Origin of the sequence: Serratia sp. SA088 (assembly GCF_049065515.1) — a bacterium.
Classification (GTDB): Bacteria; Pseudomonadota; Gammaproteobacteria; order Enterobacterales; family Enterobacteriaceae; genus Serratia; species Serratia nematodiphila.
The window spans coordinates 215,675-240,839 of the sequence record NZ_JBAKGW010000002.1; the positions used below are offsets into that span (position 1 = coordinate 215,675).

The window sequence follows — 25,165 nt, forward strand, 5'->3', positions numbered from 1 at the left end:
CTGACCATGCCTTCTACCCTCACTTCCCGCGCCGAGGCGCGGGATAGCAGCCTCGACATCGCCGGGCCGTCGGGCATTCAGCTCGACCGCGTCAGCGTGTCGTATCGCGGCACCGAGGTGCTGAAACCCCTGACGCTCACCATCGCCCCCGGCGAAGTGCTGGCGCTGATCGGCCCCTCCGGCTCGGGTAAAACCACCGTGCTGCGGGCGATCGCCGGCTTCGTGCAGCCCTCCGCCGGGCGTATTGCCATCGGTGACGTCGATGTCACCGACGTGCCGCCCTATGAGCGCGGCCTGGGCATGGTGGTACAGAACTACGCGCTGTTTCCGCATATGCGCGTCGAGGACAATGTGGCGTTCGGCCTGCGCGCCCAGGGCAAGCCGCGCGGCCTGACCGCCGAGCGCGTCGAAGAGGCGTTGGCCATCGTCGGCATGTCCGCCTACGCCAAGCGCTATCCCAACCAGCTTTCCGGCGGCCAGCAACAGCGGGTGGCGATCGCTCGCGCCATCGCGGTGCGCCCCAAAGTATTGCTGCTGGATGAGCCGCTGTCGGCGCTGGACGCGCAAATCCGCCACAGCATGGTGGAAGAGATCGCCCGCCTGCACCGCGAGCTGCCGGATCTGACCATCCTGTACGTCACCCACGATCAGGGCGAAGCGCTGACGCTGGCGGACAAGATCGGCATCATGCGCGACGGCCATCTCATCGCCCACGGCGAAACCCGCGCGCTGTACCACCATCCGACGAACCGCTTCGCCGCCGAGTTCCTCGGCCGCGCCAACCTGCTGCCGGCTACCGCCCTGGAAACTACCGCGCAGCAAGGCATGACCACCGTCAGCTGCGCCGGCAAAGTGATCGGCTGTTTCACTTACGGCGCACAACGCGGCTTCGACAAGCTGCTGTGCATCCGGCCACAGCACATTGCGCTCGATGCCGATGCCCAGCGCAGCAACTGCATCATCGGCACGCTGCATGATATTCATTGGCAGGGAGAGTTGACGCACCTGCAGTTCGACGCGGAAGGCCATCCGCTGCGCGTGGTCACCACTCATCGCAGCCGGATGCCGCAGATCGGCGAGCGCGTGCCGCTCTATTTCGCCCCCGACGATGCGGTACTGATCGAGGACTGACATGACCGACTCTACGCTTATTCGTCCGTCCTTTCGGCTGCGTTTGCCGCGCCGCCTGTGGATCCTGTTGCCGCTGCTGGTGCTGGCGACACTGTTTTTCTACCCGTTGGCGCTGATCGTCAAACAGGCGTTTACCGACGACCAGGGGCTGTTCAGCGCCGCCGCGCTGCAACAGGTGTTCGAATCCCGCCGCTTTGTCGGTGCCCTGCTCAACACGCTGCAGATCGCGCTGCTGGCGACGCTGGGCTGCCTGGTGCTCGGCACGCTGCTGTCGCTGCTGCTGGTATTCACGCCGTTCCCCGGCAGCCGGCTGATCGCCCGAGTGATCGATACCTTTATCGCCATGCCGACCTTTCTGATCACGCTGGCCTTCACCTTTATCTACGGCTCCGCCGGCCTGCTGAACGGCACGCTGATGGCGACCTTCGGCTTCACCCTGCCGCCGGTCGACTTTCTTTACTCCATCTGGGGAGTGATCCTGGCGGAAATCACCGTGTTTACGCCGCTGGTGATGCGCCCGCTGATGGCGGCGCTGGCGCAGATCGACCGCAGCCAGCTTGAGGCCGCCAGCATCCTCGGCGCCCGGCCGGGGCGCGTGGTGCGCCAGGTGATTTTACCGGCCGCACTGCCGGCCTTGCTGGCCGGCGGCAGCCTGTGTCTGTTGTTGACCACCAATGAGTTCGGCATCGTGCTGTTTATCGGCGCCAAGGGCGTCACCACGCTGCCGATGATGGTCTACTCCAAGGCGATTCTGGAGGCGGATTACGCCGTCGCCTGCACCATCGCCGTGGTGAATATCGCGCTGTCGCTCGGGCTGTTCTCCCTTTACCGCTATGCCGCGGCACGCGCCGGGCTGAGGAACTGACGATGTTGATTTGGTCTCGCACCGGCCGCACCCTGACCTGCACGCTGACGGTCACGCTGTTCGCCCTGTTCTTCTGCCTGCCGCTGGCGGTGATCCTGATGTCCAGCCTCAGTGAACAGTGGAACGGCGTGCTGCCGAGCGGCTTCACCCTCAGCCACTTTCGCCAGGCCTTCAGCGGCGCCTCCTGGGACGCGCTGGTCGCCAGTCTGGCTATCGGCTTCAGCGCCAGCCTGTTCGCGCTGCTGTGCGGCACCTGGGCGGCGCTGGCGCTGCGCCACCATCAGGGGCGCGGCCAGCGGCTGCTGGGCACGCTGTTTTTCATTCCCAGCGCGGTGCCTTCGGTCTCTATCGGTTTGGGGATGCTGGTGGCGTTCAGCCAGGGGCCGCTGCAGATGAACGGCACCTTCCTGATCGTGCCCGCCGCCCACTTCGTGCTGATTTCCGCCTTTACCTTCGGCAACGTGATGGCCGGGCTGACCCGGCTGCCTGGCGACTACGAGAACGTCGCCGCCAGCCTGGGCGCTTCGCCGCTGTTCCGCCTGCGTCACGTCACCCTACCGATGATCGCCCCCTACATGATCTCCGCCTTCGCACTCAGCCTGTCGCTGTCGATGGGGGAGCTGGGCGCGACCATGATGATCTACCCGCCGAGCTGGGCGACGCTGCCGGTCACGATCTTCAGCCTGACCGATCGCGGCAGCATCGCCAACGGCGCGACGCTGACCATGATCCTGGTGGCGGCCACGCTGTTGCTGATGCTGGTGCTGGAGCGGATTTCTCAGCGGCTGACGCCCGGCGCGAAATAACAACAAGGCGCTGCCATGGCAGCGCCTCGCTCATCGAAATGACGGTCAGAACGGGTAGTCGTGATAGCCCTGCTGCTCGGAGATGCGCCGGGCGGCGACGTGCAGCAACGCCACATACTCCTCCCGCGCCGCGTCGGAAAAGCGCAGCGTCGGGAAAGAGATGCTCAGCCCGGCGATCGCCACCCCGAACCTGTCGAATACCGGCACCGCGATGCAGCGGATCCCCGCCTCCTGCTCTTCGACATCTTCGCCGAATCCCTGCTCACGCACCCGATCCAGCACCGGCAACAGTTCGGCGGCGCTGGTCAGGGTATGCTCGGTGCTGCGGGTAAAGTCAATCTGCGACAAAATCTGCGCCACCTCATCCCGCCCGCGCCAGGCCAGCAGCACTTTCCCGATGGCGGTGCTGTGCAGCGGGTTGCGGCGGCCGATGCGCGAATACATGCGCAGGTTGTACATCGCGTCGATCTTGTGGATATAGACAATGCCGTCCTCGTCCAGGGCGCCGAGGTGGATGGTTTCGCGGGTGCGGTTTGACAGTTCGCGCATCTGCACGTCGGCGCTGCGGATCAGATCGACGTTCTGCAACGATTTGGCGCCCAGTTCGAACAGCTTGAGCGTCAGCGCATACTTTTCCGTCTCGCCTTCCTGCGATACGTAGCCCAACGCTTTCATGGTTTGCAGAAAACGGTAGACGGTGCTTTTGGACATCATCACTCGCTGGGAAAGTTCGGTAATGCCAATCTCGCGCTCATCGCCAAGCGCCTGCAAAATGCCGAACACTTTCATCACGGATGAGACGGCATCCGGTTGCTTGTCTGAATCTGCGTTAGCCATGGTGAATGCCCTACTTAACGGTTTTGTTTCAGGAAATTTAAACAAGGGTTTCAGTATAATCGGAACAGATCGCGGCGCGCAACGCGGCTGAACGCTAAGCGATTGAAGCCAAATGGATAACCCCGGCCTGCTCACCGCTATTTACAATTAAGCGGGCAACGGGCATGCAATCGCAGGTGATTATGATTAGCATGATAATACTCCCCTGAATAAATACCGCTGAGACCAACATGCGTCCTTGTTCCGACGGCCTCCCCGTCCCGCAACGCTATGGGGCGATCCTCGCCATCGCCCTCGGCATTACCGTATCGGTGCTCGACGGCGCGATAGCCAACGTGGCGCTGCCCACCATCGCGCGCGATCTTAACGCCAGCCCGGCCAGCTCCATTTGGGTGGTCAACGCCTATCAGTTGGCGATCACCGTCTCTCTGCTGTCGCTGGCCTCGCTCGGCGATCTGGTCGGCTATCGCCGCATCTATCAGGCCGGGTTGCTGGTGTTCAGCATCACCTCGCTGTTTTGCGCCCTGTCCGACTCGCTGCTCACGCTGACCATCGCCCGCGTATTGCAAGGCTTTGGCGCCGCCGCCATTATGAGCGTCAACACCGCGCTGATCCGCATCATCTACCCGCAGCGTTTTCTCGGCCGCGGCATGGGCATCAACTCGCTGATCGTCGCCTGCTCCTCGGCGGCCGGGCCGACGGTGGCGGCCGCTATCCTGTCGGTCGCATCCTGGCAGTGGCTGTTCGCCATCAACCTGCCGATCGGCATCGTCGCGCTGCTGCTGGGGATGAAATTCCTGCCGGCTAACGGCCAAAAAAGCGATAATCGCCGTTTCGATCCTACCAGCGCCGTGCTGAACGCGCTGACCTTAGGCCTGCTGATCACCGCCATCAGCGGCTTCGCCCAGGGCCAGAGCCTGACGCTGATCTTCAGCGAGATTGCCGCGCTGCTGGCGATTGGCGCGGTGTTCGTGCGCCGCCAGCTGCGCCAGGAATTTCCGTTGCTGCCGGTCGACCTGCTGCGTATCCCGATCTTCGCCCTGTCGATGGGCACCTCAATCTGTTCGTTCGCTGCGCAAATGCTGGCGATGGTGTCGTTGCCGTTCTTCCTGCAAAGCGCGTTGGGCCGCGACGAGGTGGCGACCGGGCTGCTGCTGACGCCGTGGCCGCTGGCGATCGTGGTGATGGCGCCGATCGCCGGTCGGCTGGTGGAGCGCGTGCACGCCGGCCTGCTGGGCTGCATTGGGCTGGCGGTGTTCGCGCTCGGGCTGTTTTCGCTGGCGCTGCTGCCGGCGGCGCCGTCGAATATGGACATCATCTGGCGCATGGTGCTGTGCGGCGCCGGCTTCGGCCTGTTCCAGTCGCCCAACAACCACACCATCATCTCCGCCGCGCCGCGCAACCGCAGCGGCGGCGCCAGCGGCATGCTGGGCACCGCCCGCCTGCTGGGGCAAACCTCGGGGGCCGCGCTGGTGGCGCTGATGTTCAACCTGTTCCCTACCTCCGGCACCCACGCTTCACTGATCCTGGCTGGGGTGTTCGCTACCCTGGCGGCGGCGGTCAGCGGCCTGCGCATCACCCAATCGACCGCGCAAACGGCGCAGCCCAGCCGCGAGGTGAAATAGCGGGCATAGAAAGAGCCGGGCCACATCGAGCGCGACGCAGGCCTGGCGTCAGTCGCCGCTCCTCAAAGGGCTGCGGCCTTGTCGTAGACACGCTAAATAGGCGTCGTCATCCGGATACCAGCCAACAATGCGTTGGCCGTCGTTATCCACCCCCTCGAAGCCCTTCAGTAAGCCAGGGGCGAACATGCGCTTGATCAGATCTTCGGCCTGAGCGCTGTCGATGCGGCAATCGCAGCGCGTGTTTCCGTCAACCTGAACGAAGTTCTGCAACGAAGCGAGACACCGCGCATCGAGATCGCCATGGACATGGATAAACTCCCCCGTCTCTACCAGGGTGAGCGCGGTCAGATCCCCCCCCACCACGAACGCACCGTCGTTTCCTGAGCTGCAATAGGCATGGCGTATGCGGACATCATCACGCACGACCAGTCCGCCCCAGCAAATCAGCGTATCCGCCTGCAGCCGCCCCAGCACGACAATGCCGCCGTCCTCGCGCTGCGGCGATACCGCCAGGCATCCTTCCACGATCATATCGCCGTCCACGATCAGGTAATCGTAATCGTGGCTGTCGTGCTCGTCGGGGAAAAATGCCGGGAGGTGAAGATCGCCTGAATGCCAGCGAATAGCTGGCCGTTCAGCATCGTCATCATGCCGGTTGAACAGTTCCGCAACCGCATCGGCGATACCGCCTGTCAATTCCGCTAGGCGCGCCGGTGGCTCATCACCGTTGAGCAAGGGAAGGTGGTTGATTTTCATAGGGCCTCAGGGACAAATGTCATTGCGCCAAAGCATATAACATGCGCTTCCAAAGCCAAACAGCCGGTCGTCACTCAGCCAGGATGCGGCTTACCCTCGTCTCGCTCCGCGGCGGTAAACGCACAGAGAGGCCGACAGGCGTTATTCGAAGGCGGGCTTTATGGACTTCGGGGAGCTCTTGCGCCACGTTAACCCCCGTCGACGCTGAAAAAGCGGTTCAGGCATGCCATAAAAAAACCCCGGCAAGCCGGGGTTTTTCATTTCATTCAGCCGATTACTTCAGGTACTGGCCGGTACGCAGCGCTTCGATACGCTTGTCGAGCGGCGGGTGCGACATGAACAGCTCGCTGAACGACTTGGATTTACCGTTGATGCAGAACGCCATCATGCTGCCGGCTTCCTGCGGTTCATAGCTGGTTTTCAGACGCTGCAAGGCAGCGATCATCTTCTCGCGGCCCACCAGTTTGGCGGAGCCGGCGTCGGCGTAGAACTCGCGGTGACGCGAGAACCACATGGTGATGATGCTCGCCAGGATGCCGAACACCAGTTCCAGCACCATCGACACCGCGAAGTAAATCATCGGGTTGCCGTTGCCTTCCCCTTCGCCATCACCGTCGCGGTTGCCGAGGAAACCGGCGGCGACCTGCGCGATCAGGCGTGAAATGAAGATCACGAAGGTGTTCACGATGCCCTGAATCAGGGTCATGGTCACCATATCGCCGTTGGCGACGTGGCTGATTTCGTGCGCGATGACCGCTTCCGCTTCGTCACGGCTCATGCTCTGCAGCAGGCCGGTGCTGACGGCGACCAGCGAGGCGTCGCGGCGCGCGCCGGTGGCGAAGGCGTTGATGTCCGGCGCATGGTAGATAGCGACCTGCGGCATGGCGATGCCCGCCTGCTGCGACTGACGGCGCACCGTTTCCAGCAGCCAGTTTTCGGTTTCGTTACGCGGCTGTTCAATCACTTCTCCGCCGACGGAGCGCAGCGCCATCCACTTGGACATCAGCAACGACACGAAAGCGCCGCCGAAGCCGAACAGACCGGCCATGATCATCAGGCCCTGAACGCTACTGGATTGGATTCCTGTCAGGCTGAGCACCAGCCCGAAAACCAACATCACCGCCAGGTTGGTGAGCAGGAACAGAGCTATACGCATCATAAAATGTTTACTTCCTCATAAATGTTAACAAAACGCTGTCCAAGATACCCTAGATCGTATGGGCATTCGTCACAGTTTCAAGAGTCGCGCGTCATTAACCTACTAAAAATACGAAACTTTACAAAAACGGCGCGCGACCGGGATTTGGCAAATTGTAAACGATTGTTGCGCAAGGCGGAGGGATTTCTCACAAAAAATTCTTCGCCCGCGCAGGATCGCGGCGGGCGATTTTATCCACACCCTTTCTGGGTCAATATCCGCTGGGTGCGATCCGACGTGCCCGCAGCCGATTCATCGACGACGAAAGTTTGAATCTTACGATTAATTGTTACATTATAACATCACAATTAATCGTAAAGGGATGTCAATCATGTTATCGCGTATCGCCTGGATGCTGGCGACGTGGCTGCTTTTCTGCCACCTCGCACAAGCTGAAATTCACCTCACCGACGTTGAAGGACGTCGCGTCACCCTGACCGCCCCCGCACAGCGCGCCTATATCGGCTTTTACTACGAAGATTTTCTGGCAGTGAACGGCCCGGAGAGCTATCAACAGGTCGTCGCCTTCTCCAAAAGCGACTGGGCCTTGCGCACCAGCCAATGGGCGCGCTATCAGGCCGCGCTGCCGCGGCTCGCTCAATTGGTCGATGTCGGTTCGCTCTATAACCAGAGCTTCGATTTTGAACGCCTGCTGACCACGCGGCCGGACCTGCTGATCCTGGCGAAGTGGCAGCTCGACGGCTTCGCCAACTACCTGCCGGTGCTGCAACGGCTCAACATTCCTTACATCGTCGTCGACTTCAACCAGGGCGTCGAGGTCAAGCTCGCCAGCATTCGGTTGATGGGCCAGGCAATGGGCCACGCCGAGCGAGCGGAACGGCTGGCCGACGAATATCGCCAGAGCCTCGAAGATACCCGGCGGCGCATCCGCCAGGCGCAGCTGCCGCCGCCGATCACCTATATTGAACTGGGAGACAAGGGCCCCGGCGAATACAGCAGCAGCTATGGCGCCTCGATCTGGGGGCCGCTGCTGCAGTTGGCCGGCGCCGACAATATCGCCGCCGGCGTCGTCGGCAGCCCCTCTCCGTTGCGCGCCGACTATGTCCTGACCAAACGGCCCGACGTCATTTTTCTCGCCGGAGGCGACTGGGAAAATATGCCGAACGCCGTGCCGATGGGCTACGGCACACAGGCCGCCCCCATACAGGCGCGCCTGACGCAGTATGCCCGGCGGGCGGGATGGCCGCAGCTGCCGGCTATAAAAAACCAACGGCTTTATGCGCTTTATCATGGCGGCGCGCGCACGATTTACGACTTTATTTTTGTCCAGTATCTGGCGAAAGCCCTCTATCCCACCGCATTTGCCGACGTAGACCCCGCGCGCAACCTGGCCCGGTTCTACCGCCAATATCTGCCGATTGAGGCGGACGGCGTCTTCTTGCAACGCTGGCAAGGAGAGTAGTCGTGGCCCGCACAGGACGTGATTTTTTGCAACGGCGCAGGCTGCGCCGCGGGCTATTGACGCTGGCGCTGCTCGGCGCGCTGTTGGCGGCGGCCGCCATCGATCTGACCGTCGGCGCCGCGCATCTTGGCCTCGCGGATATCGTGCGAATGCTCTGGCCCGGTCCTGCGCCAGGCAACGAGCTGCATCAGGTGGTTTTCTGGTCGATTCGCTTGCCGATGACACTCACCGCCCTGGTGGTCGGCGCCAGCCTGGCGCTGGCCGGCCTGCTGATGCAGACCGTGCTGGCCAACCCCCTCGCCAGCCCCTATACGCTAGGGATCTCGGCTGCGGCGGGGTTCGGCGCGGCGCTGTCGATCATCACCGGCTTCAGCCTGGGCGGCGCGCTGGCGCTGGGCACGCCGTTGCTGGCTTCGCTGATGGCGTTGCTCGCCTGCGTGCCTATCTATCTGCTGGGACAACGCCGGGGCATGACGCCGCAAATATTGGTGTTGAGCGGCATCGTCGTGCTGTTTTTCTTTCAGTCGCTGCAATCGCTGCTGCTGTTTCTGGCCGCGCCGGAGGCCATGCAGCAAATCGTCTTTTGGCTGTTCGGCAGCCTGCTCAAAGCGAATATGCACGGGGTGGCGATCACCGGCGCCGTGTTGCTCTGCGCGCTGATCGTCAGCCTGCGGCAGGCCTGGCGCCTTACGGCGCTGTCCGCCGGCGAAGAGCAGGCACAGGGGCTGGGCATCAACGTCAGCGCGCTGCGCAAGCTGGCCTTTCTACTGGCGACTTTGCTGACGGCCGCCTCGGTCTCTTTTGTCGGCACCATCGGGTTCGTCGGGCTGATCGCCCCCCATTTCGCCCGTTTTCTGGTCGGGGAGGATCAGCGTTACCTGATCTGCATTTCCGCCCTCTGCGGCAGCCTGCTGCTGCTGTGCGCGTCGATCGTCGCCAAGCTGGTGATGCCGAACGGCGTGGTGCCCATCGGCATCGTCATCGCCCTGATCGGCGTGCCGGTGCTGTTTTACTTCGTCACCCGACAGGTTAAACGCCCATGACTCAACTGACCCTCACCGGCGTCGACGTCTCGCTGCATCGCCGCCCGCTATTGGCCGACGTATCCCTGAGCTGGCCGGAGGCAAAACTCGGCGGCATCATCGGCCCCAACGGCGCCGGCAAGTCCACGCTGCTGAAAGCGATTAATCGCATGTTGCCGTACAGCGGCGAGATTGCCTACCGCGAGCGCCCGCTCGATCCGAAAACCAGCCGCATCGCCTATGTACCGCAGCTTAATCGCTGCGATTCGGCACTGACCGCTTTTGACATGGTGCTGTTGGGCAAGGTACGGCAGTTGGGATGGCGCGTCAGCGCCGCCCAGGCCGATGCGGTCGAACAGGCGCTGGCGGAATGCGGCATTTCCGCGCTCGCCGATCGCCCCTTCAACCGTCTCAGCGGCGGCCAGCGACAGTTGGTGATGCTGGCTCAGGCGTTCGTCTCTCAACCGCAGCTCATTTTACTCGACGAACCCACCAGCGCGCTGGATATCCATCACCAGCTGCGCGTGCTCAATCAGATCGCCGACTACGGCCGGCGTCATCGCTGCATCACGCTGCTGGTGATCCACGATCTGGGGCTGGCGCTGCGTTATTGCCACTCACTTACGCTGCTCGAGCACGGACGCGTCGTTTGCCACGGCGAGACTCATCAGATGATGGGACACCCAATGATGTCTCGCGTATTTGGCGTCGGTATCGAAAACGGCGTCAGCCCGCAGGGCTACCCCTATCTGCTGCCGACACAGCTGTTACACGCACACGGAGAATCCCCATGTACACCCTGACCAAGGCGGACATGCTGGCGCAACTCGCCGGTTTGCAACAGGAAATTCACCAGCTACACCGCTCCGCCCGGCAAGATCGGCGTAATTTTTCCCTGCTGGAACGCCGCTTCAGCCGCCTGCAAGCCTTTAACGACGAACCACAGCTGCAGGCCTACCGTCGAAAACTGGAAAACGACCGTTTGATAACGGCGCAGATCGCCCAACTGCGGGCAACAGCCAATGCCGCATTGTGCGACTACGAGAAGCATCGCGTCTCTGCACTCTGTCGGCAACCGGCACAGACTAACGCCTACCTGAACAGTTTCGATCGCGCCCTGCAGTTGGAGATCGCCGCCGCCGGCATCCAACCGGGCGAGCGGGTGTTGCTGGTGGGCAGCGGCGCCTTGCCCACCACGGCGCTGGCGCTGGTCGCCAGGCTTGCCGCCACCGTCATTTGCTACGATTGCGATCCGGCGGCCCAGCGGTTTGCCCGCCGCCTCACGCGCCATCTGGGGCTGGTGCGGCAGATGCCCTGCATCGACAAGCTGCACGGCCTGACCCGCAATGACGTCGATCACATCATCATCGCCTCTCTGGTAGCCGACAAGCAGGGCTTGCTGAGGGAGCTGCGGCCTTTGCTGCCGCAACGCGGCAAATTGCTGGTGCGCTATGGCAATGGCCTCAAGTCTCTCTTTAACTGCCCTTACCATCACCAGGCCGCCGGTTCGCCGTGGCGCATCAGCGGTAAACCGCTCGCCACCCCGCTGTACGATCTGTTGATTCTGGAGCCTCTCAGCCATGAATAATGCCTTTTCCACCCTGATTCTGGGCGCCGGCCCGGCGGCTATCCAATTGGCGGCGGATATCAAGGCCGCGGCCAATGCGCGCATCGGCCTGTACAACCGCCCCAGCGAGAAAGGACAACGCCTGCGGCATCATTTGGCTCACGCGCCCAGCCTGTCTCTGACGGGCGCCGGTAAGGCGCAGCGCACCCAAGGCGATACGCAAGTGACGATCGACAGCTACTGCGATGACCTGTCACTGGTCGGCGGTGACTGGCACCGACTGATCCTTGCCGTCCCCGCCGATCAATATCATGACGTGCTGCGGCAGGTGCCATGGGCGGCGTTGCCCCAGCTGCGCTCACTGATCCTGCTCTCTCCTTCCATCGGTTCCGGCCTGATGGTGCAAAGCCTGCTGCAGGACGCCGGGCAATCCCACGTCGGGATCATCAGCCTGTCGAGCTACTACGCCGATACCAAATACCAGGATGCCGCGCAGCCTTACCGCGCTTACACCAAGGCATTCAAGCAGCGGATTTATCTGGCCGGCCAAAGCCCATCGTCAGACCGCGCCGAACTCGATTGGCTTTGCGCGGTGCTGGCGCGTCACGGCATCGATGCCCAGCGCTGCGACAGCCTGCTGGCCGCCGAACGCTTCAGCATCACCAACTATGTTCATCCCCCGCTGGCGCTGGCCGATACCACGCTACAGGCGATCTTTCAGCCGCAGGCGCCGATACAGTACCTGTATAAGACCTACCCCGAAGGCCCTATCTGCCCCGAGACGATCGCCGACATGCTGGCGCTCTCGCAGGATTACCGGCAGTTGCTCAACCGGCTCGGCGTCGAGGCCATCAACCTGCTGCGCTTTTTGAATGACGACAATTACCCGGTGCCGCCTCGTATGGTAAGCCGCCGCTGGATTGACCAATTCCCGCAGCTCGCGCCGGCGGAGCAACGCTACGCGCTGTTTGCGCGCTATACCGCGCTGCTGGTCGATCCCTATTCCGAACCGGACGCGCAGGGCCGCTACTATGATTTTTCCGCCGTCAGGGTCGCCCGCGTCTTCCAGGATGCGCAGGGGTTATGGCGACTGCCGCGCGTGCCGCAAGAGGACGTGCGCAAACTGCGCGTTATGGTCTTGCTGGCGCAGCGGCTGGGCGTCGAGATGCCCGCCGCCCAGTGCCTGTTGGCGCGCTTTCAGCAGGCGCTGCACAGCTTCGTCACCCGGATCGGCACCGAGCATTGTCATCATTCGTTGCTGGACGATACCTGCCGCGAGCAGGCGGATATCACCTACCGGCAGTGGCGGAGGCAAGCATGAATCAGGGTGCGCTGCTGGCCATTTTCGCCTCGCTGATTTTCAGCGTCATGAACGCGCTGGTCAAAACCATCGCCGACGTCATTCCCACCGGAGAGATCGTGTTCTTTCGCAGCAGCATCGGCTGCGTGCTGGTTCTGCTGCTGATGTATCGCCACCGCGTCGCCTTCAGCCGTGAAGACCGGCCGCTGCTGGTATTGCGCGGCACCATGGGCGGACTGTATCTGATCTGTTATTTTTACAGCATCGCCCACCTCACGCTGGCCGATGCCAGCATGCTGGCCTACCTGTCGCCGTTTTTCTCCATTTTGCTCTCCTTGCTGGTGCTGCGTGAGCGGGTCAACGCCAATACCGCGTTTTGGCTGGCGATGGTCATCATCGGCGCGGTGCTGCTGGTGCGGCCGTGGCACTTCTCGGCCTATACCCTGGCGTCGCTGGTCGGCGTGATGAGCGCGGTGTTCGCCTCGATCGCCTATCTGTCGGTCAACAAACTCAGCAAACGCCACCACAACTACGAGATCGTGTTCTACTTCCTGTTCATCGCAACGCTGATCTCGCTGCCGCTGATGTGGCAGTCATTCGTCTGGCCCAACGCATACCAGTTTGCCATTCTGCTCGCCATAGCGCTGGTGTCGTTGCTGGGACAGGTCGTCTTAACCCAGGCCTTCTCTTCCGATAACCTGATCGTGGTCTCGGTGGTGCGCTATATCGGCATCGTGTTCAATATCGCCTGGGGCTGGCTGTTCTGGCACGAAGTCCCGCTGCTGCTGTCGCTGGTCGGCTGTATGTTGGTGGTGGTTTCCTGCATCCGGCTCGGGCTGCGCCACCGCAAGAAAACCGTCTGAACCGCGCATACCGCAGCCATAAAAAAACGCACCCGAGGGTGCGTTTTTCATTCTGCCAACCGCCGCCTTATTTGGCCGGCGTCGGTTGCTGAGCGGGCTGATCCTTCTCCAGATGAGCCAGGTCCAGCGCGATATGCACGGTTTCATCCAGGTACGGATCCGGTTCCTGGTAATCCTTCGGCAGATCGTCGAGCGATTTCAGCGGCTTCTTGCCGGCGCGCTCCAGACGCTCGTTGATGCGTTTCAGACGGGTCGCATCGTCATCGTGGTTCTCTTTCTCGCGCACCGCCAGATTGAGGGACACGATGTTGCGTTTATCCTTCAGCGCCTTGTAATGCGCGATATCCTGCGCGATGTACTGGAACTCTGGATTCTGCGCGATGCGCTGCTGGTGATCTTTCAGCAGCTCCGGCTCGAACGGCGTCAGATCGCCGGTCTTGCTGTAGGTCGCCGCATTGATGCTGTCCCACGGCATGGCGTTGTCTTCAAACGCTTCGCCGGTTTCCGCCGGATCGACGCCGGTCGGCATCAGAATATCCGGCGTCACGCCCTTGCGCTGGGTGCTGCCGCCGTTGACGCGGTAGAACTTCTGAATGGTGTACTGCACCGAACCGAGCGCCGGCCACTCAGGGCGCAGCATCTGGTCGTAGATGCGGTTCAACGAACGGTACTGCTGCACGGTGCCTTTACCGAAGGTCGGTTCGCCGACGATCAGCGCGCGGCCGTAATCCTGCATCGCCGCCGCGAAGATCTCGGAGGCGGAGGCGCTGAAGCGATCGACCAGCACCACCAGCGGGCCTTTGTAGTAGGTCACGCCGTCGGTGTCGGCGTCTTCACGCACTTTGCCGTTGTTGTCGCGCACCTGCACCACCGGGCCGCTCGGAATGAACAGGCCGGACAGCGACACCGCTTCAGTCAGCGCGCCGCCGCCGTTGGTGCGCAGATCGATGATCACGCTCTTGACGTTCTGCTTGGCCATCTTCTGCAGCTGCACTTTCACGTCATCGGTCAGGCCGACGTAGAAGCCAGGGATGTCGAACACCGCCACCTTCTCTTTGCCGACGGTCTTGATGGTCATTTTCACCGCGCGGTCTTCCAGGCGGATGCGCTCGCGGGTCAAGGTGACCACGCGGGTTTTGGTGCCCTTGCCGGCCGGCAGGATCTCCAGGCGCACCTTGCTGCCCTTCGGCCCTTTGATCAGCGACACCACGTCGTCCAGACGCCAGCCGATCACGTCCACCATCGGTTTGCCGGCCTGGCCGACGCCGACGATGCGATCGCCTACGGTGATCGCCTTGCTCTTCGCCGCCGGGCCGCCCGGCACCATCGAGTTGATCAGGGTGTAGTCATCATCCATCTGCAGCACCGCGCCGATGCCTTCCAGCGACAGGCTCATCTCGGTGTTGAACTGCTCGGTATTGCGCGGAGACAGATAGTTGGTATGCGGATCGATTTCATGCGCAAAGGCATTCATCGCCAGTTGGAAGACGTCTTCGCTGTTGCTTTGCGTCAGGCGCTTGATGGCGAACTGATAGCGTTTGGTCAGCGTGTCGTGGATTTCTTTGTCGGTCTTGCCGGTCAACTTGAGGTTCAGCTCGTCATAGGTGACTTTCGCATCCCACAGGCTATCCAGCTCGGCCTTGTCTTTCGGCCACGGCGCTTTGCTGCGGTCGAGATCGATAGTGCCGTTGCCGGTGAAGTTCATCGGCTTGTCCAGCAACGACAACGCATAGGTATAACGCTCGAAACGGCGTTTCTGCGCCAGATTGAACAGCGCGTAGAAGGTGTCCAGCTTGCCGGTTTTCAGCTCTTCGCCAACCTGATTGCGTTTGCCGGCGAACTGCGCCACGTCGGCAGCCAGCAATACGTTATGGTTGTAGTCCAGCATGTTCAGGTAGCGATCGAAGATCTTGCCTGAAAACTCCGCGTCAAGGGCGAACTGGCGGTAATGAGAGCGAGTGAAGCGCGAGGTAACGCGCTCACTCACCGTAGCGTGCTGGGGTTCCTGTTGCAGTTGGGGCAGTTGGCCGATGCGGATGTTGGCTGTTTCCGCGCCGTAACTGACACCCGCCCACAGCAGCCCTGCAATCGCTGTTAATCTGACGAATTTGTTCATGCCTGGGTTGGCCTCCGTATCAGAACTGCAAGTGTTCTGCGCGCACAATCATCGCCAGACCGGAAGAGAGCTGCACACGTACGCCATCTTTAGCGATTTCGAGTACGGTAGCATCCATCGCGCTCTTGCCTGCTCTGACTTTGATTTCCTGGCCAATTTGCAGTTTAGAGATATCCGTGACTGGCGCATAACGCGGCTGGCTTTCCTCTTTGGCTGCACGAGGTTGGCGAGCGGGCTGTGGGCGAGTTTGTGGGCGCGGCTTGCGGTTTTCCGGCGCGGCTCCGCCTTCGCGACGCGCAGCGGGTTTTTTACCGGCTGGACGCGGACGGCGCGGAGCGGTATCGGCGGATTCACCGGCGGCTTCACGTTTTTTGGCGTTTTGTTCGGCACGCTGTGCCTGAACGCGCGCTTTGGCTTCTTCAAGCTGCTGGCGGGCATGATCGACATGCTGCTGTTCCAGTTCACCGCACGGATTGCCGTCCAGATCGACGCGCTGCGCGCCGACTTTAACGCCGTACAGATAACGCCAGCTTGAGGTGTACAGGCGCAGGGCAGAACGCAATTGCGTTTTGCTGAGATTCTCTTCCCCCTGCACGCGCTCTACCAAATCCTGAAAAATACCGATTTTCAGCGGACGAGCTTCGCCTTCGGCGCTAAAGCAGAGCGGAAAACGCTCGGCAAGAAAAGCAATGACTTCTTTACTAGAGTTCAACTTAGGTTGATTTTCCATGAAATTTCCTGATTACAACGGTATTGCCAACAAGCCACAGGCATGAACAGGCGTCATTATAATGACGCCATCGGTAATTGCCACGTTAACCGTCGATCAACTTGCCGCCACAGTCACATATTTCGCACTGTCGCACTGCTCCAGTTGCTCACAAAGCCCCGCCACCACTGCTTTCAGGCCCGCTTCGTCCTGTTCGTCGAAGCGTTGATAAACCGTGCTATCGATATCCAAAACGCCGATCGCTCGGCCGCCAACCGCCAGCGGCAGCACGATTTCCGCGTTGCTGGCCGCATCGCAGGCGATATGGCCCGGGAACGCATGCACGTCGCCGACGCGCTGCACGCGATTTTCCGCCACCGCCGTGCCGCACACGCCCTTGCCCACCGGGATGCGCACGCAGGCGATCTTGCCCTGGAACGGCCCCAGCACCAGCTGAGCGCCATCCATCAGATAGAAACCGACCCAGTTCACGTCATCCAGACGCTCGTTGAGCAAGGCGCTGGCGTTGGACAGCGCCGCGATAAAGTTGGTCTCCCCGCCGAGCAACGCGCTCAGATCACGTTTTAATTCCGCGTAGAATTGTTCTTTTGTCATGTGATAACCATTGAAACAGTGAAGATGGCCAGAAGCCCAAAGCTTAGGCCCTATAAAATAAGCATTAAATGCGTATAGCCACAAGGTTAATCATCTGTTGCTTCACAAAACCCCGTCGCTCGGGGTATGTTTGCCGCTCAGAATCCCGGTTTACCTCGTTTTACCGTCCGGCGCCCGATCGCCGGTGACGCGGCCGGTTTATTTTTCAGCTACGCTGACAGTTCCGGCGGGCTCAAGGGCAGCTACTTGTCAAAAATGAAAATACACGCGATCACCGCCCCCCTTTCCAAAGCGCGCCACCAACGCTGCTGCGAGTGCGATCTGCTGTTCATGCTGCCGCCGCTCAGCGGCAATCAGGCCGCTTATTGCCCGCGCTGCAACGCCAAGGTGGTGCACGGCCGCGACTGGTCGATGACGCGTCTGACCGCCATGGCGATCACCATGCTGCTGCTGATGCCGTTCGCCTTCACCGAACCGCTGATCAGCATCCGCCTGCTCGGCACGCGCATCGACGCCAGTTTGCTGGAGGGCATCTGGCAGATGAGCCGCCAGGGCGATCCGCTCACCGCCAGCATGGTGGCGTTTTGCACCATCGGCGCCCCGCTGACGCTGGCGCTGTCGCTGCTGTACCTGCGCTTCGGCCACGCGCTCGGCATGAACCTGCGCCCGGTGCTGCTGATGCTGGAGCGGCTCAAAGAGTGGGTGATGCTGGACATTTATCTGATCGGCATGGCGGTGGCGGCGATCAAGGTGCAGGATTACGCCGACATCCAGGCGGGCAGCGCGCTGATCGCCTACCTGTCGCTCACGGTGCTCAGCATCCTGACGCTGATCCACGCTAACCTGGAGCAGCTGTGGGAGCGTTACTATCCGCAGGAACAGCCGGAAGGCCCGCCGGCGGCGCTGCATATTTGCCTGTCCTGCCACTATACCGGCTACCCTGACGCGCGCGGCCGCTGCCCGCGCTGCCATGTGCCGATGTGCCACCGCCAGCCCTACAGCCTGCAGAAAACCTGGGCGGCGCTGATCGCGGCGATGATCCTGCTGATACCGGCCAACCTGCTGCCGATTTCCATCATTTACGCCAACGGCGTGCGGATGGAAGACACCATCTTCTCCGGCGTGGTCTCACTGGCCACCTCCGGCAACGTGCCGATCGCCGCCATCGTGTTCATCGCCAGCGTGCTGGTGCCTTTTACCAAGGTGATTGTGCTGATCACGCTGTTGCTGAGCATCCACTTCAAAACTTCGCACAGCCTGAAGACGCGCATTCGTCTGCTACGTCTGGTCACCTGGATCGGCCGCTGGTCGATGCTCGATCTGTTCGTTATCGCCTTGATGATGTCGCTGGTAAACCGCGACCAGCTGTTATCTTTTACTATGGGACCGGCCGCGTTTTACTTTGGCTCGGCGGTCATTTTGACTATTCTTGCCGTTGAGTGGCTCGATAGCCGATTGATTTGGGATGCACATGCAACAGGAAACGCCGACTACACCGACTGAAGCGCGAGTCAAGAACAAACGCCGCATTTCACCGTTCTGGTTACTGCCGTTCATCGCCCTGCTGATCGCCGGGTGGCTGGTCTATAACAATGTCCAGGAACGCGGCACCACCGTCACCATCGATTTCCAATCGGCGGCGGGCATCGTCGCCGGCCGCACGCCGGTGCGCTACCAGGGCGTGGAGGTCGGCACGGTGCAAAAAATCAGTCTGAGCAAAGATCTGCGCAGCATCGTGGTGGAAGCCAGCATCAAGAGCGATCTGGAAGACTCGCTGCGCGAAGGTACCCAGTTCTGGCTGGTGACGCCCAAGGCCTCGCTGGCCGGGGTATCCGGGCTCGATGCGCTGGTCGGCGGCAACTATATCGGCATGATGCCCGGCAGCGGCAAGGAGCAAACCCACTTCACCGCGCTCGATACCCAACCGAAGTACCGCCTGAACACCGGCGAGCTGATGATTCACCTGCACGCCGACGATCTCGGCTCGCTCAACAGCGGCTCGCTGGTCTATTACCGTAAAATCCCGGTCGGCAAGGTGTATGACTACACCATCAGCGAAGGCAACAAGGGCGTGACCATCGACGTGCTGATCGACCGCCGCTTCGCCAACCTGGTGAAGAGCAACAGCCGCTTCTGGAACGTTTCCGGCTTCAAGGGCGATTTCAGCCTGTCCGGTGCCACGGTGCAGATGGAGAGCCTGGCGGCGCTGGTCAACGGTGCCATTGCCTTCGATTCTCCGGCCGATGGCCAGCAGGCCAAGGGCGATCAGAGCTATACCCTGTATCCTGATCTGGCCCACAGCCAGCGCGGCGTCAATATCCTGCTGGATCTGCCGAGCGGCAACAGCCTGAGCGAAAACCGCACGCCGCTGATGTACCAGGGGCTGCAGGTCGGCACCCTGACCAAGCTGACGTTGCAACAGGACAGCAAAGTGGTCGGTGAACTGACCATCGATCCTTCGGTGGTCGATCTGATGCGCAGCGGCACCCGCATCGTGATGCGCAGCCCGCGCATCAGCCTCAACGACGCCAAGCTTAGCCAGTTGCTGACCGGCACCACGCTGGAGCTGGTACCGGGCGAAGGCGAGCCGCAGCAACGCTTCAACGTGCTGGACAGCAGCGAAACGCTGTTGCAACAGCCTGGCGTGCTGACCGTTACGCTGAATGCGCCGCAAAGCTACGGCATCGACGTCGGGCAGCCGCTGGTGGTGCACGGCGTGAAAGTCGGCCAAATCCTGAGCCGCACGCTGACCGCCGGCGGCGTGGTATTCACCGCCGCCATCGACGCGCAGTACCGCGGCCTGCTGCACAAAGACAGTAAATTCGTGGTCAACAGCCGCCTCGACGTCAAGCTGGGCATCGACGGCATGGAAGTGCTTGGCGCCAGCGCCCAGGAGTGGGTAGACGGCGGCGTGCGCATTATTCCCGGCAGCAAGGGGGAACCTGGCGGCCAATACCCGCTGTACGCCAACAGCGAAAAAGCCGAGGAAGGCATCGTCGGCAACGCCCCCGCTACCACCCTGACCCTCAGCGCCACCAGCCTGCCGGACGTGCAGGCCGGCTCGGTAGTGCTGTATCGCAAATTCCAGGTGGGCGAGATCGTCAATGTTCGGCCGAAGGCCAACGAGTTTGAGGTGGACGTCTACATCAGCCCGGAATACCGCAAGCTGCTGACGCGCGAAAGCATCTTCTGGGCCGAAGGCGGCGCCAAGGTGCAGCTCAACGGCAGCGGCCTGACGGTGCAGGCTTCGCCGCTTAACCGTGCGCTGAAAGGCGCCATCAGCTTCGACAACCTGCAGGGCGTGACGCTCAACAAGGGCGCCAACCGCGTGCTGTACGCCAGCGAAACCGCCGCTCGCGCGGTGGGCAGCCAAATCACGTTGAAAACCTACGACGCCAGCAAGCTGTCGGCGGGCATGCCGCTGCGCTACCTCGGCATCGACGTCGGCCAGGTGGAGTCGCTGCAGCTTGCCCCGGAGCGCAACGAAGTGTTGGCCAAGGCGGTGCTGTATCCGGAATACGTGCAGACCTTCGCGCGTCTGGGCAGCCGCTTCTCGATCGTCTCGCCGGAGATCTCCGCCGCCGGCGTCAGCAATCTCGATACCCTGCTTCAACCTTATATCAACGTGGAGCCGGGGCGCGGCCGCGAGCTGCGCACCTTCGAACTGCAGCAGGCCAGCATCACCGACTCGCGCTATCTCGACGGCCTGAGCGTGGTGCTCGACGCCGCCGAAACCGGCTCGCTGCAGATCGGCACGCCGGTGTTGTTCCGCGGCGTGGAGGTCGGCACCATCACCGGCTTCTACCTTGGCGCCATGTCAGACCGGGTGCATGTCGCGCTGCGCATCAGCAAGAAGTATCAGCATCTGGTGCGCAACAACAGCGTGTTCTGGCTGGCTTCGGGGTACAACCTGCAGTTCGGCCTGACCGGCGGCGTGATCAAGAGCGGCACCTTCCAGCAGTTCATCCGCGGCGGCATCGCCTTCGCCACCCCGCCGACCATTCCGCTGGCGCCGAAAGCGACGCCGAACAAACACTTCCTGCTGAATCCGGAAGAGCCGAAGGACTGGAAAACCTGGGGCACCGCCATTCCGCGCGATTAAATTTCGCATTTTCCTCAGGGCCCGGCATTGTCGGGCCCTGTTTTTTTCCGCTTTGTGATAAACTCTCGCCCTTGTCTTTATTGCACCCTGAGAGTTCGCCCCGTGGCCAAATCCACCGCCGTTTTTCTGCCCCCCGCTTTCCTTGACGCCACCCGCGCCATCATGCCCGCCGAGTTGGCGATGGACGATTTTATCGCCGCCTGCCAGCGCCCGCTGCGCCGCAGCCTGCGCGTCAACACGCTGAAAATCAGCGTCGCCGACTTCCTGGCGCTGGTGCAGGATTACGACTGGCGGCTGGAGCCCATCCCCTGGTGCGCGGAAGGGTTCTGGATCGAGCGCGACGATGAAGAGCTGCGCCTGGGCAGCGCCGCCGAACACCTGAGCGGCCTGTTCTACATTCAGGAGGCCAGTTCAATGCTGCCGGTCAGCGCGCTGTTCGCGGGCGGCGCAGTGCCGAATCGGGTGCTGGACGTGGCGGCGGCGCCTGGCTCCAAAACCACCCAAATCGCCGCGTTGATGGGCAATCAGGGCGGCATCGTCGCCAACGAATACTCCGCCAGCCGGGTAAAAGTGCTGCACGCCAATATCAGCCGCTGCGGCGTGAAGAACGCCGCGCTGACCCACTTCGACGGCCGGGTGTTCGGCGCCGCGCTGCCGGAGAGCTTCGACGCCATTCTGCTCGATGCCCCCTGCTCCGGCGAAGGCGTGGTGCGCAAAGATCCGGATGCCATGAGCAACTGGTCGCCACAGAGCGTGGCCGAGATCGCCGCCACCCAACGCGAACTGATCGACAGCGCGTTTCATGCGTTGGCGCCGGGCGGCGTGATGGTTTACTCCACCTGCACCCTCAATGCGCAGGAAAACCAGCAGGTGGTGCGCTGGCTGCTGGACACCTACGGCGATGCGGTCAGCGTCGAGCCGCTGGGTGCGCTGTTCCCCGGCGCCGACAAGGCGCTGACCGCCGAAGGCTTCCTGCACGTCTTCCCGCAGATTTACGACAGCGAAGGCTTTTTCGTCGCCCGCCTGCGCAAACAGCGCGCCGTGGCGCCGTTGGCGAAGCCGACCTATAAAGTCGGTAAGTTTCCGTTCAGCCCGCTGTCCGGCAAAGAGGCGGCGCTGGTCGCCCAAGCCGCCGCCGCATCCGGCTTAACCTGGGGCGATGACAGCCGGCTGTGGGAGCGCGACAAGGAGCTCTGGCTGTTCCCGGCCGAGCTGGAACCGCTGTTCGGTAAAGTGCGCTTCTCACGTATCGGCCTCAAGCTGGCGGAACGTTTCCCGAAAGGTTTCCGCTGGCAGCACGAGGCGGCGATCGCGCTGGCCGGCACCGGCGGCAAAACGCATTTCGAGCTGGACGCCGCGCTGGCGCAGGAGTGGTATCACGGCCGCGATCTCTACCCGGAGCAGCCGCCGGCCGGCGATGAATGCATCGTCACCTATCAGCGGCAACCTCTGGGCATCGCCAAACGCATTGGCAGCCGTATCAAGAATAACCTGCCGCGCGAGCTGGTGCGGGATGGCGCACTGGATTTCCACCTCTAAACAATACCGCGCCGGGGAATGAAACTCCCCGGCGATAAAATAACGCTAATAATATTCCTATCGCCGTTCGTTATTATTCTAATTATTTCACTTTATCGGTATACCTCGCCTGCGAGCCCCGCCAGCCGGGGAATGAGAATAAAAAGTTTCTCGTTTTCATCAAGACAATTCCCGATTCTTATTCTATTAATTAAAGTGCAGCTAAATGAATACGTTCAACCCACCTCTGGGTGGCGTCTTTGCGGGCTTTCTCTCATACGGCAAGGAATATAAGATGAAAAAAACTCTGATGGCATTGACCTCGGTAGCAACCCTGCTGTGCGCCAACGGCGCGGCTAACGCAGCAGGCACCATTCAAGGCACGTTAGGCGTAACGCTGACCATCGGCGCCGGTTGCGTCGTGGGAGGCGGCAACAGCAGCGGTTCCGTCAACGACTTCGGCTCCATCAGCTTCGGCACTTACTCTTCACTGGCCAACATCATCGACGCCAGCGCCACCGGCGCAGGGGGGGCCGGTACGCTGTCATTGACCTGCACCACCGGCACAGACTACACGGTGGCGCTGGACAACGGGCTCCACGTCACTTCAGGCACCCAACGCCGCATGGCCAGCACGGCAGGCGCATTCATCAGTTATAACCTGTACCAGGATGCCGCACGCACCACCGCCTGGGGCAGCGGCGCCAACGCGCGGACCGGCACCGGCACCGGCGCCGCCGTTCCGCTGATCGTCTATGGCCGCGTACCGGCGGCCGGATCTACCCCGGCGGCGGACACCTATAACGACACCGTCACGATGACGGTCACCTGGTAACGGTGCGGCGCGCGCTTTGCTGCTGCGGATTATGGGCGTGCAGCCTGTTGGCGCAGGCCGACAGTAAAACCGCGACCCTCGGCGTCAGCGCGACCTTGCTCAGCGCCTGTGAGGCCGGCAGCAGCTCAGGTGGCAACGTCAGCTTCGGCACGCTGAATTTCGGCACGCTGTATTTTCTCAGCACCGCAACCAGCGTCGCCGGGCAGCAAAACGCCGGCGCCATTCGGGTGAAATGCACCAACGGCACCAGCTACAGCGTTCTGCTTGGCGGCGGGCAAAGCGGCAATACCGCTGCCCGCTACCTGCAAAGCGCGGCAGGCCAACGGGTGAATTACAACCTGTACACCAACGCCGCCCACAGCACCATTTGGGATAATCTGACGGGCGTGTCACAAACCGCCAACGGTACGGACAACTGGCTGCCGGTCTATGGCATGATCCCGGCGCAGTCCACACCCCCGACAGGCAGCTACACCGATACGGTACAGGTCACGATCAATTGGTAATGACGATGCGCGCTTCCATTTGCGGTTTGCTGTTCTGCCTGCCGCTTTTCCCGGCCCAAAGCGATACCGGCGTCAACGATTTGACCAAAAGCCAGCCGTTCACCGTCAATGCAACCGTGGTAAAAGGCTGCGTATTGGGCAGCGGCGTCAGTGACGTGACCACCTTCGGCACCCTGAACTTCGGCCAGTTGTCCTCGCTGAGCAACGCAGTCAGCATCGTCTCCAGCAGCGGTGCCGGTTCGGTGCTGTTTCGCTGCAACCCGGGGCTGAGCGTTACGCTGGCCCTCGGCGTCGGCAATCACGTGACCGGATCCATCGCCGGCGGCAGAAAATTACAAAATGCCGTCACGTCGGAAACGCTGCTGTATCAACTTTATCAAGACAGCAACTACGCCACCCTTTGGGGAGATGGCGCCAACGGCGGCGCGGCGCAGACCGTCGCCGCCACTGGCAGCACGCAAGAAATCAAAGTTTACGCCCGTCTGTTTTCGACCAGTACCCTGCCCACCAGTGGCGTTTACAGCGATACGGTCTTGTTGACGGTCACTTATTAAGTTTTTTGCAATAAGGATTGAGTTATGCGCATACCCTTCCGACTGCCGTTAACGGCAGCCTTGCTCCTGGCAAGCCAACAGCACGCCCTGGCCGCGGCTTCCATTCTCATTTGGCCGATCGATCCGGTGATTGAAGATCAACAGCAGGCCACCGCGCTGTGGCTGGAAAATCGCGACAGCAAACCGGTCTATATGCAAATTCGCGTGCTGGGTTGGCAGCAAACCGCCGGCAAAGACGATTACAGCAACCAAAGCGACGTGATCGCCAGCCCGCCGGTAGCGTCGATCGCGCCAGGCAAACGCCAACTGATACGCCTGATCAAACAGTCGCCCCCGGCGGCGGGACAGGAGCGCGCCTACCGCATTTTGGTCGATGAAGTGCCGGTGAAAGAACCCGCGTCGAGCGCCGCTCCCGGCGGCGCGGAGATGGGGCTGAAATTCCAGATGCGCTACTCGGTGCCGCTGTTCGTCAGCGGCAAAGGCATTTGGACCAAACAGGACAGCGAAAAACCGCGCGATTACGCGACCGCCAGCCAACCCCAGCTCAGCTATCGTCTACAGCAGCAAAGCAGCGAACGCTGGCTGGAGGTGCGAAACCAAGGCGCAGTGCATGCCCGTATCTCGAAAGTGACGCTGCAAGGCCGCAGCCTGAATCCCGGCCTGATGGGATACGTGCTGCCCGGTTCACAGATGCGTTTCGCCTTGCCGCCCGCAGGCGCTTTCAGCAGCGGCAAGCTGATGGCCACGGTCAATGACAACAAACAGCCCGTAGCCATTCCGTCTTATTGAGGCCCAGGTGCAGCCGACAGGGAGGCTA

Annotated in this window: 23 protein-coding genes; 17 read left to right on the forward strand and 6 right to left on the reverse strand. The window is 61.7% G+C overall.

Features of this window, described 5'->3' with window-relative positions; all coding sequences use genetic code 11:
• Genes phnT through ACOWVD_RS05945 form a run of 3 tightly spaced genes read left to right on the forward strand, consistent with a single transcriptional unit; the run spans window position 1 to window position 2,802 of the window.
• Window positions 1-1,131, forward strand: coding sequence for a 2-aminoethylphosphonate ABC transport system ATP-binding subunit PhnT (gene phnT, locus ACOWVD_RS05935; protein WP_394854528.1), 1,131 nt, complete (start codon window positions 1-3; stop codon window positions 1,129-1,131).
• Window position 1,132: 1 nt separating this feature from the next.
• Window positions 1,133-1,996, forward strand: a complete 864-nt coding sequence (gene phnU, locus ACOWVD_RS05940) for a 2-aminoethylphosphonate ABC transporter permease subunit (protein ID WP_421105496.1) — start codon at window positions 1,133-1,135, stop codon at window positions 1,994-1,996.
• Between the two features lie 2 nt (window positions 1,997-1,998).
• The gene (locus ACOWVD_RS05945) at window positions 1,999-2,802 is read left to right on the forward strand and encodes an ABC transporter permease (protein WP_103686761.1); all 804 of its coding nucleotides are present in this window, start codon (window positions 1,999-2,001) and stop codon (window positions 2,800-2,802) included.
• A gap of 45 nt (window positions 2,803-2,847) precedes the next feature.
• Here the strand turns inward: ACOWVD_RS05945 and kdgR are convergent, their stop codons facing one another.
• Window positions 2,848-3,639: a DNA-binding transcriptional regulator KdgR gene (gene kdgR / locus ACOWVD_RS05950; protein WP_049239997.1), complete on the reverse strand. Its 792-nt coding sequence runs from the start codon at window positions 3,637-3,639 to the stop codon at window positions 2,848-2,850.
• 230 nt (window positions 3,640-3,869) lie between these two features.
• On the opposite strand from kdgR, the gene ACOWVD_RS05955 reads away from it, so the two are divergent.
• Window positions 3,870-5,264 carry an MFS transporter gene (locus ACOWVD_RS05955; protein ID WP_421105497.1) on the forward strand — a complete coding sequence of 465 codons (1,395 nt, stop codon included), beginning with the start codon at window positions 3,870-3,872 and terminating at the stop codon, window positions 5,262-5,264.
• Window positions 5,265-5,312: 48 nt separating this feature from the next.
• Here ACOWVD_RS05955 and ACOWVD_RS05960 read toward each other — a convergent pair whose 3' ends face one another.
• Together ACOWVD_RS05960 and htpX are read right to left on the reverse strand one after the other, a co-directional pair.
• Window positions 5,313-6,020 carry a hypothetical protein gene (locus tag ACOWVD_RS05960; protein WP_421105498.1) on the reverse strand — a complete coding sequence of 236 codons (708 nt, stop codon included), beginning with the start codon at window positions 6,018-6,020 and terminating at the stop codon, window positions 5,313-5,315.
• A 274-nt stretch (window positions 6,021-6,294) separates the two neighbouring features.
• Window positions 6,295-7,179 carry a protease HtpX gene (gene htpX, locus ACOWVD_RS05965; RefSeq protein WP_004931482.1) on the reverse strand — a complete coding sequence of 295 codons (885 nt, stop codon included), beginning with the start codon at window positions 7,177-7,179 and terminating at the stop codon, window positions 6,295-6,297.
• A 370-nt stretch (window positions 7,180-7,549) separates the two neighbouring features.
• Here htpX and ACOWVD_RS05970 point away from each other — a divergent pair, with 370 nt between their 5' ends.
• Genes ACOWVD_RS05970 through ACOWVD_RS05995 form a run of 6 tightly spaced genes read left to right on the forward strand, consistent with a single transcriptional unit; the run spans window position 7,550 to window position 13,393 of the window.
• Window positions 7,550-8,641 (forward strand): ABC transporter substrate-binding protein, encoded by a 1,092-nt coding sequence (locus ACOWVD_RS05970; protein ID WP_049239999.1) that lies wholly within the window; start codon window positions 7,550-7,552, stop codon window positions 8,639-8,641.
• Between the two features lie 2 nt (window positions 8,642-8,643).
• Window positions 8,644-9,684 (forward strand): FecCD family ABC transporter permease, encoded by a 1,041-nt coding sequence (locus ACOWVD_RS05975; protein WP_053091189.1) that lies wholly within the window; start codon window positions 8,644-8,646, stop codon window positions 9,682-9,684.
• Window positions 9,681-10,466, forward strand: coding sequence for an ABC transporter ATP-binding protein (locus ACOWVD_RS05980; RefSeq protein ID WP_049240001.1), 786 nt, complete (start codon window positions 9,681-9,683; stop codon window positions 10,464-10,466). Before ACOWVD_RS05975 ends, ACOWVD_RS05980 begins: the two co-directional genes overlap by 4 nt.
• Window positions 10,454-11,251: a nicotianamine synthase family protein gene (locus tag ACOWVD_RS05985; RefSeq protein WP_197763775.1), complete on the forward strand. Its 798-nt coding sequence runs from the start codon at window positions 10,454-10,456 to the stop codon at window positions 11,249-11,251. Before ACOWVD_RS05980 ends, ACOWVD_RS05985 begins: the two co-directional genes overlap by 13 nt.
• Window positions 11,244-12,551, forward strand: a complete 1,308-nt coding sequence (locus ACOWVD_RS05990; RefSeq protein ID WP_049240003.1) for an opine metallophore biosynthesis dehydrogenase — start codon at window positions 11,244-11,246, stop codon at window positions 12,549-12,551. The genes ACOWVD_RS05985 and ACOWVD_RS05990 overlap by 8 nt, the downstream gene beginning before the upstream one ends.
• Entirely contained in the window at window positions 12,548-13,393 is an 846-nt protein-coding gene (locus tag ACOWVD_RS05995) for a DMT family transporter (protein WP_049240004.1), read from the forward strand. The genes ACOWVD_RS05990 and ACOWVD_RS05995 overlap by 4 nt, the downstream gene beginning before the upstream one ends.
• A gap of 67 nt (window positions 13,394-13,460) precedes the next feature.
• On the opposite strand, the gene prc is transcribed toward ACOWVD_RS05995, so the two are convergent.
• The 3 genes from prc to ACOWVD_RS06010 all read right to left on the reverse strand — a co-directional run bounded on the left by prc (window position 13,461) and on the right by ACOWVD_RS06010 (window position 16,833).
• Window positions 13,461-15,509 (reverse strand): carboxy terminal-processing peptidase, encoded by a 2,049-nt coding sequence (gene prc, locus ACOWVD_RS06000; RefSeq protein ID WP_342134785.1) that lies wholly within the window; start codon window positions 15,507-15,509, stop codon window positions 13,461-13,463.
• A 19-nt stretch (window positions 15,510-15,528) separates the two neighbouring features.
• Window positions 15,529-16,239: an RNA chaperone ProQ gene (gene proQ, locus ACOWVD_RS06005; protein WP_049240005.1), complete on the reverse strand. Its 711-nt coding sequence runs from the start codon at window positions 16,237-16,239 to the stop codon at window positions 15,529-15,531.
• Window positions 16,240-16,335: 96 nt separating this feature from the next.
• Window positions 16,336-16,833, reverse strand: a complete 498-nt coding sequence (locus tag ACOWVD_RS06010; RefSeq protein ID WP_049240006.1) for a GAF domain-containing protein — start codon at window positions 16,831-16,833, stop codon at window positions 16,336-16,338.
• 255 nt (window positions 16,834-17,088) lie between these two features.
• Here ACOWVD_RS06010 and yebS point away from each other — a divergent pair, with 255 nt between their 5' ends.
• The 7 genes from yebS to ACOWVD_RS06045 all read left to right on the forward strand — a co-directional run bounded on the left by yebS (window position 17,089) and on the right by ACOWVD_RS06045 (window position 25,137).
• Window positions 17,089-18,336, forward strand: coding sequence for a membrane integrity lipid transport subunit YebS (gene yebS / locus ACOWVD_RS06015; RefSeq protein WP_031300492.1), 1,248 nt, complete (start codon window positions 17,089-17,091; stop codon window positions 18,334-18,336).
• Window positions 18,305-20,935, forward strand: coding sequence for a PqiB family protein (locus tag ACOWVD_RS06020; RefSeq protein ID WP_015377667.1), 2,631 nt, complete (start codon window positions 18,305-18,307; stop codon window positions 20,933-20,935). Before yebS ends, ACOWVD_RS06020 begins: the two co-directional genes overlap by 32 nt.
• Window positions 20,936-21,037: 102 nt before the next feature.
• Window positions 21,038-22,474, forward strand: a complete 1,437-nt coding sequence (gene rsmF / locus ACOWVD_RS06025; RefSeq protein ID WP_197798817.1) for a 16S rRNA (cytosine(1407)-C(5))-methyltransferase RsmF — start codon at window positions 21,038-21,040, stop codon at window positions 22,472-22,474.
• 274 nt (window positions 22,475-22,748) lie between these two features.
• Window positions 22,749-23,288: a Csu type fimbrial protein gene (locus tag ACOWVD_RS06030; protein ID WP_015377665.1), complete on the forward strand. Its 540-nt coding sequence runs from the start codon at window positions 22,749-22,751 to the stop codon at window positions 23,286-23,288.
• 2 nt (window positions 23,289-23,290) lie between these two features.
• The gene (locus ACOWVD_RS06035; protein WP_033633239.1) at window positions 23,291-23,794 is read left to right on the forward strand and encodes a Csu type fimbrial protein; all 504 of its coding nucleotides are present in this window, start codon (window positions 23,291-23,293) and stop codon (window positions 23,792-23,794) included.
• Window positions 23,794-24,348 (forward strand): Csu type fimbrial protein, encoded by a 555-nt coding sequence (locus ACOWVD_RS06040; RefSeq protein WP_049240008.1) that lies wholly within the window; start codon window positions 23,794-23,796, stop codon window positions 24,346-24,348. The genes ACOWVD_RS06035 and ACOWVD_RS06040 overlap by 1 nt, the downstream gene beginning before the upstream one ends.
• A 24-nt stretch (window positions 24,349-24,372) precedes the next feature.
• Entirely contained in the window at window positions 24,373-25,137 is a 765-nt protein-coding gene (locus ACOWVD_RS06045) for a molecular chaperone (RefSeq protein WP_421105499.1), read from the forward strand.
• Window positions 25,138-25,165 lie beyond the last annotated feature (28 nt).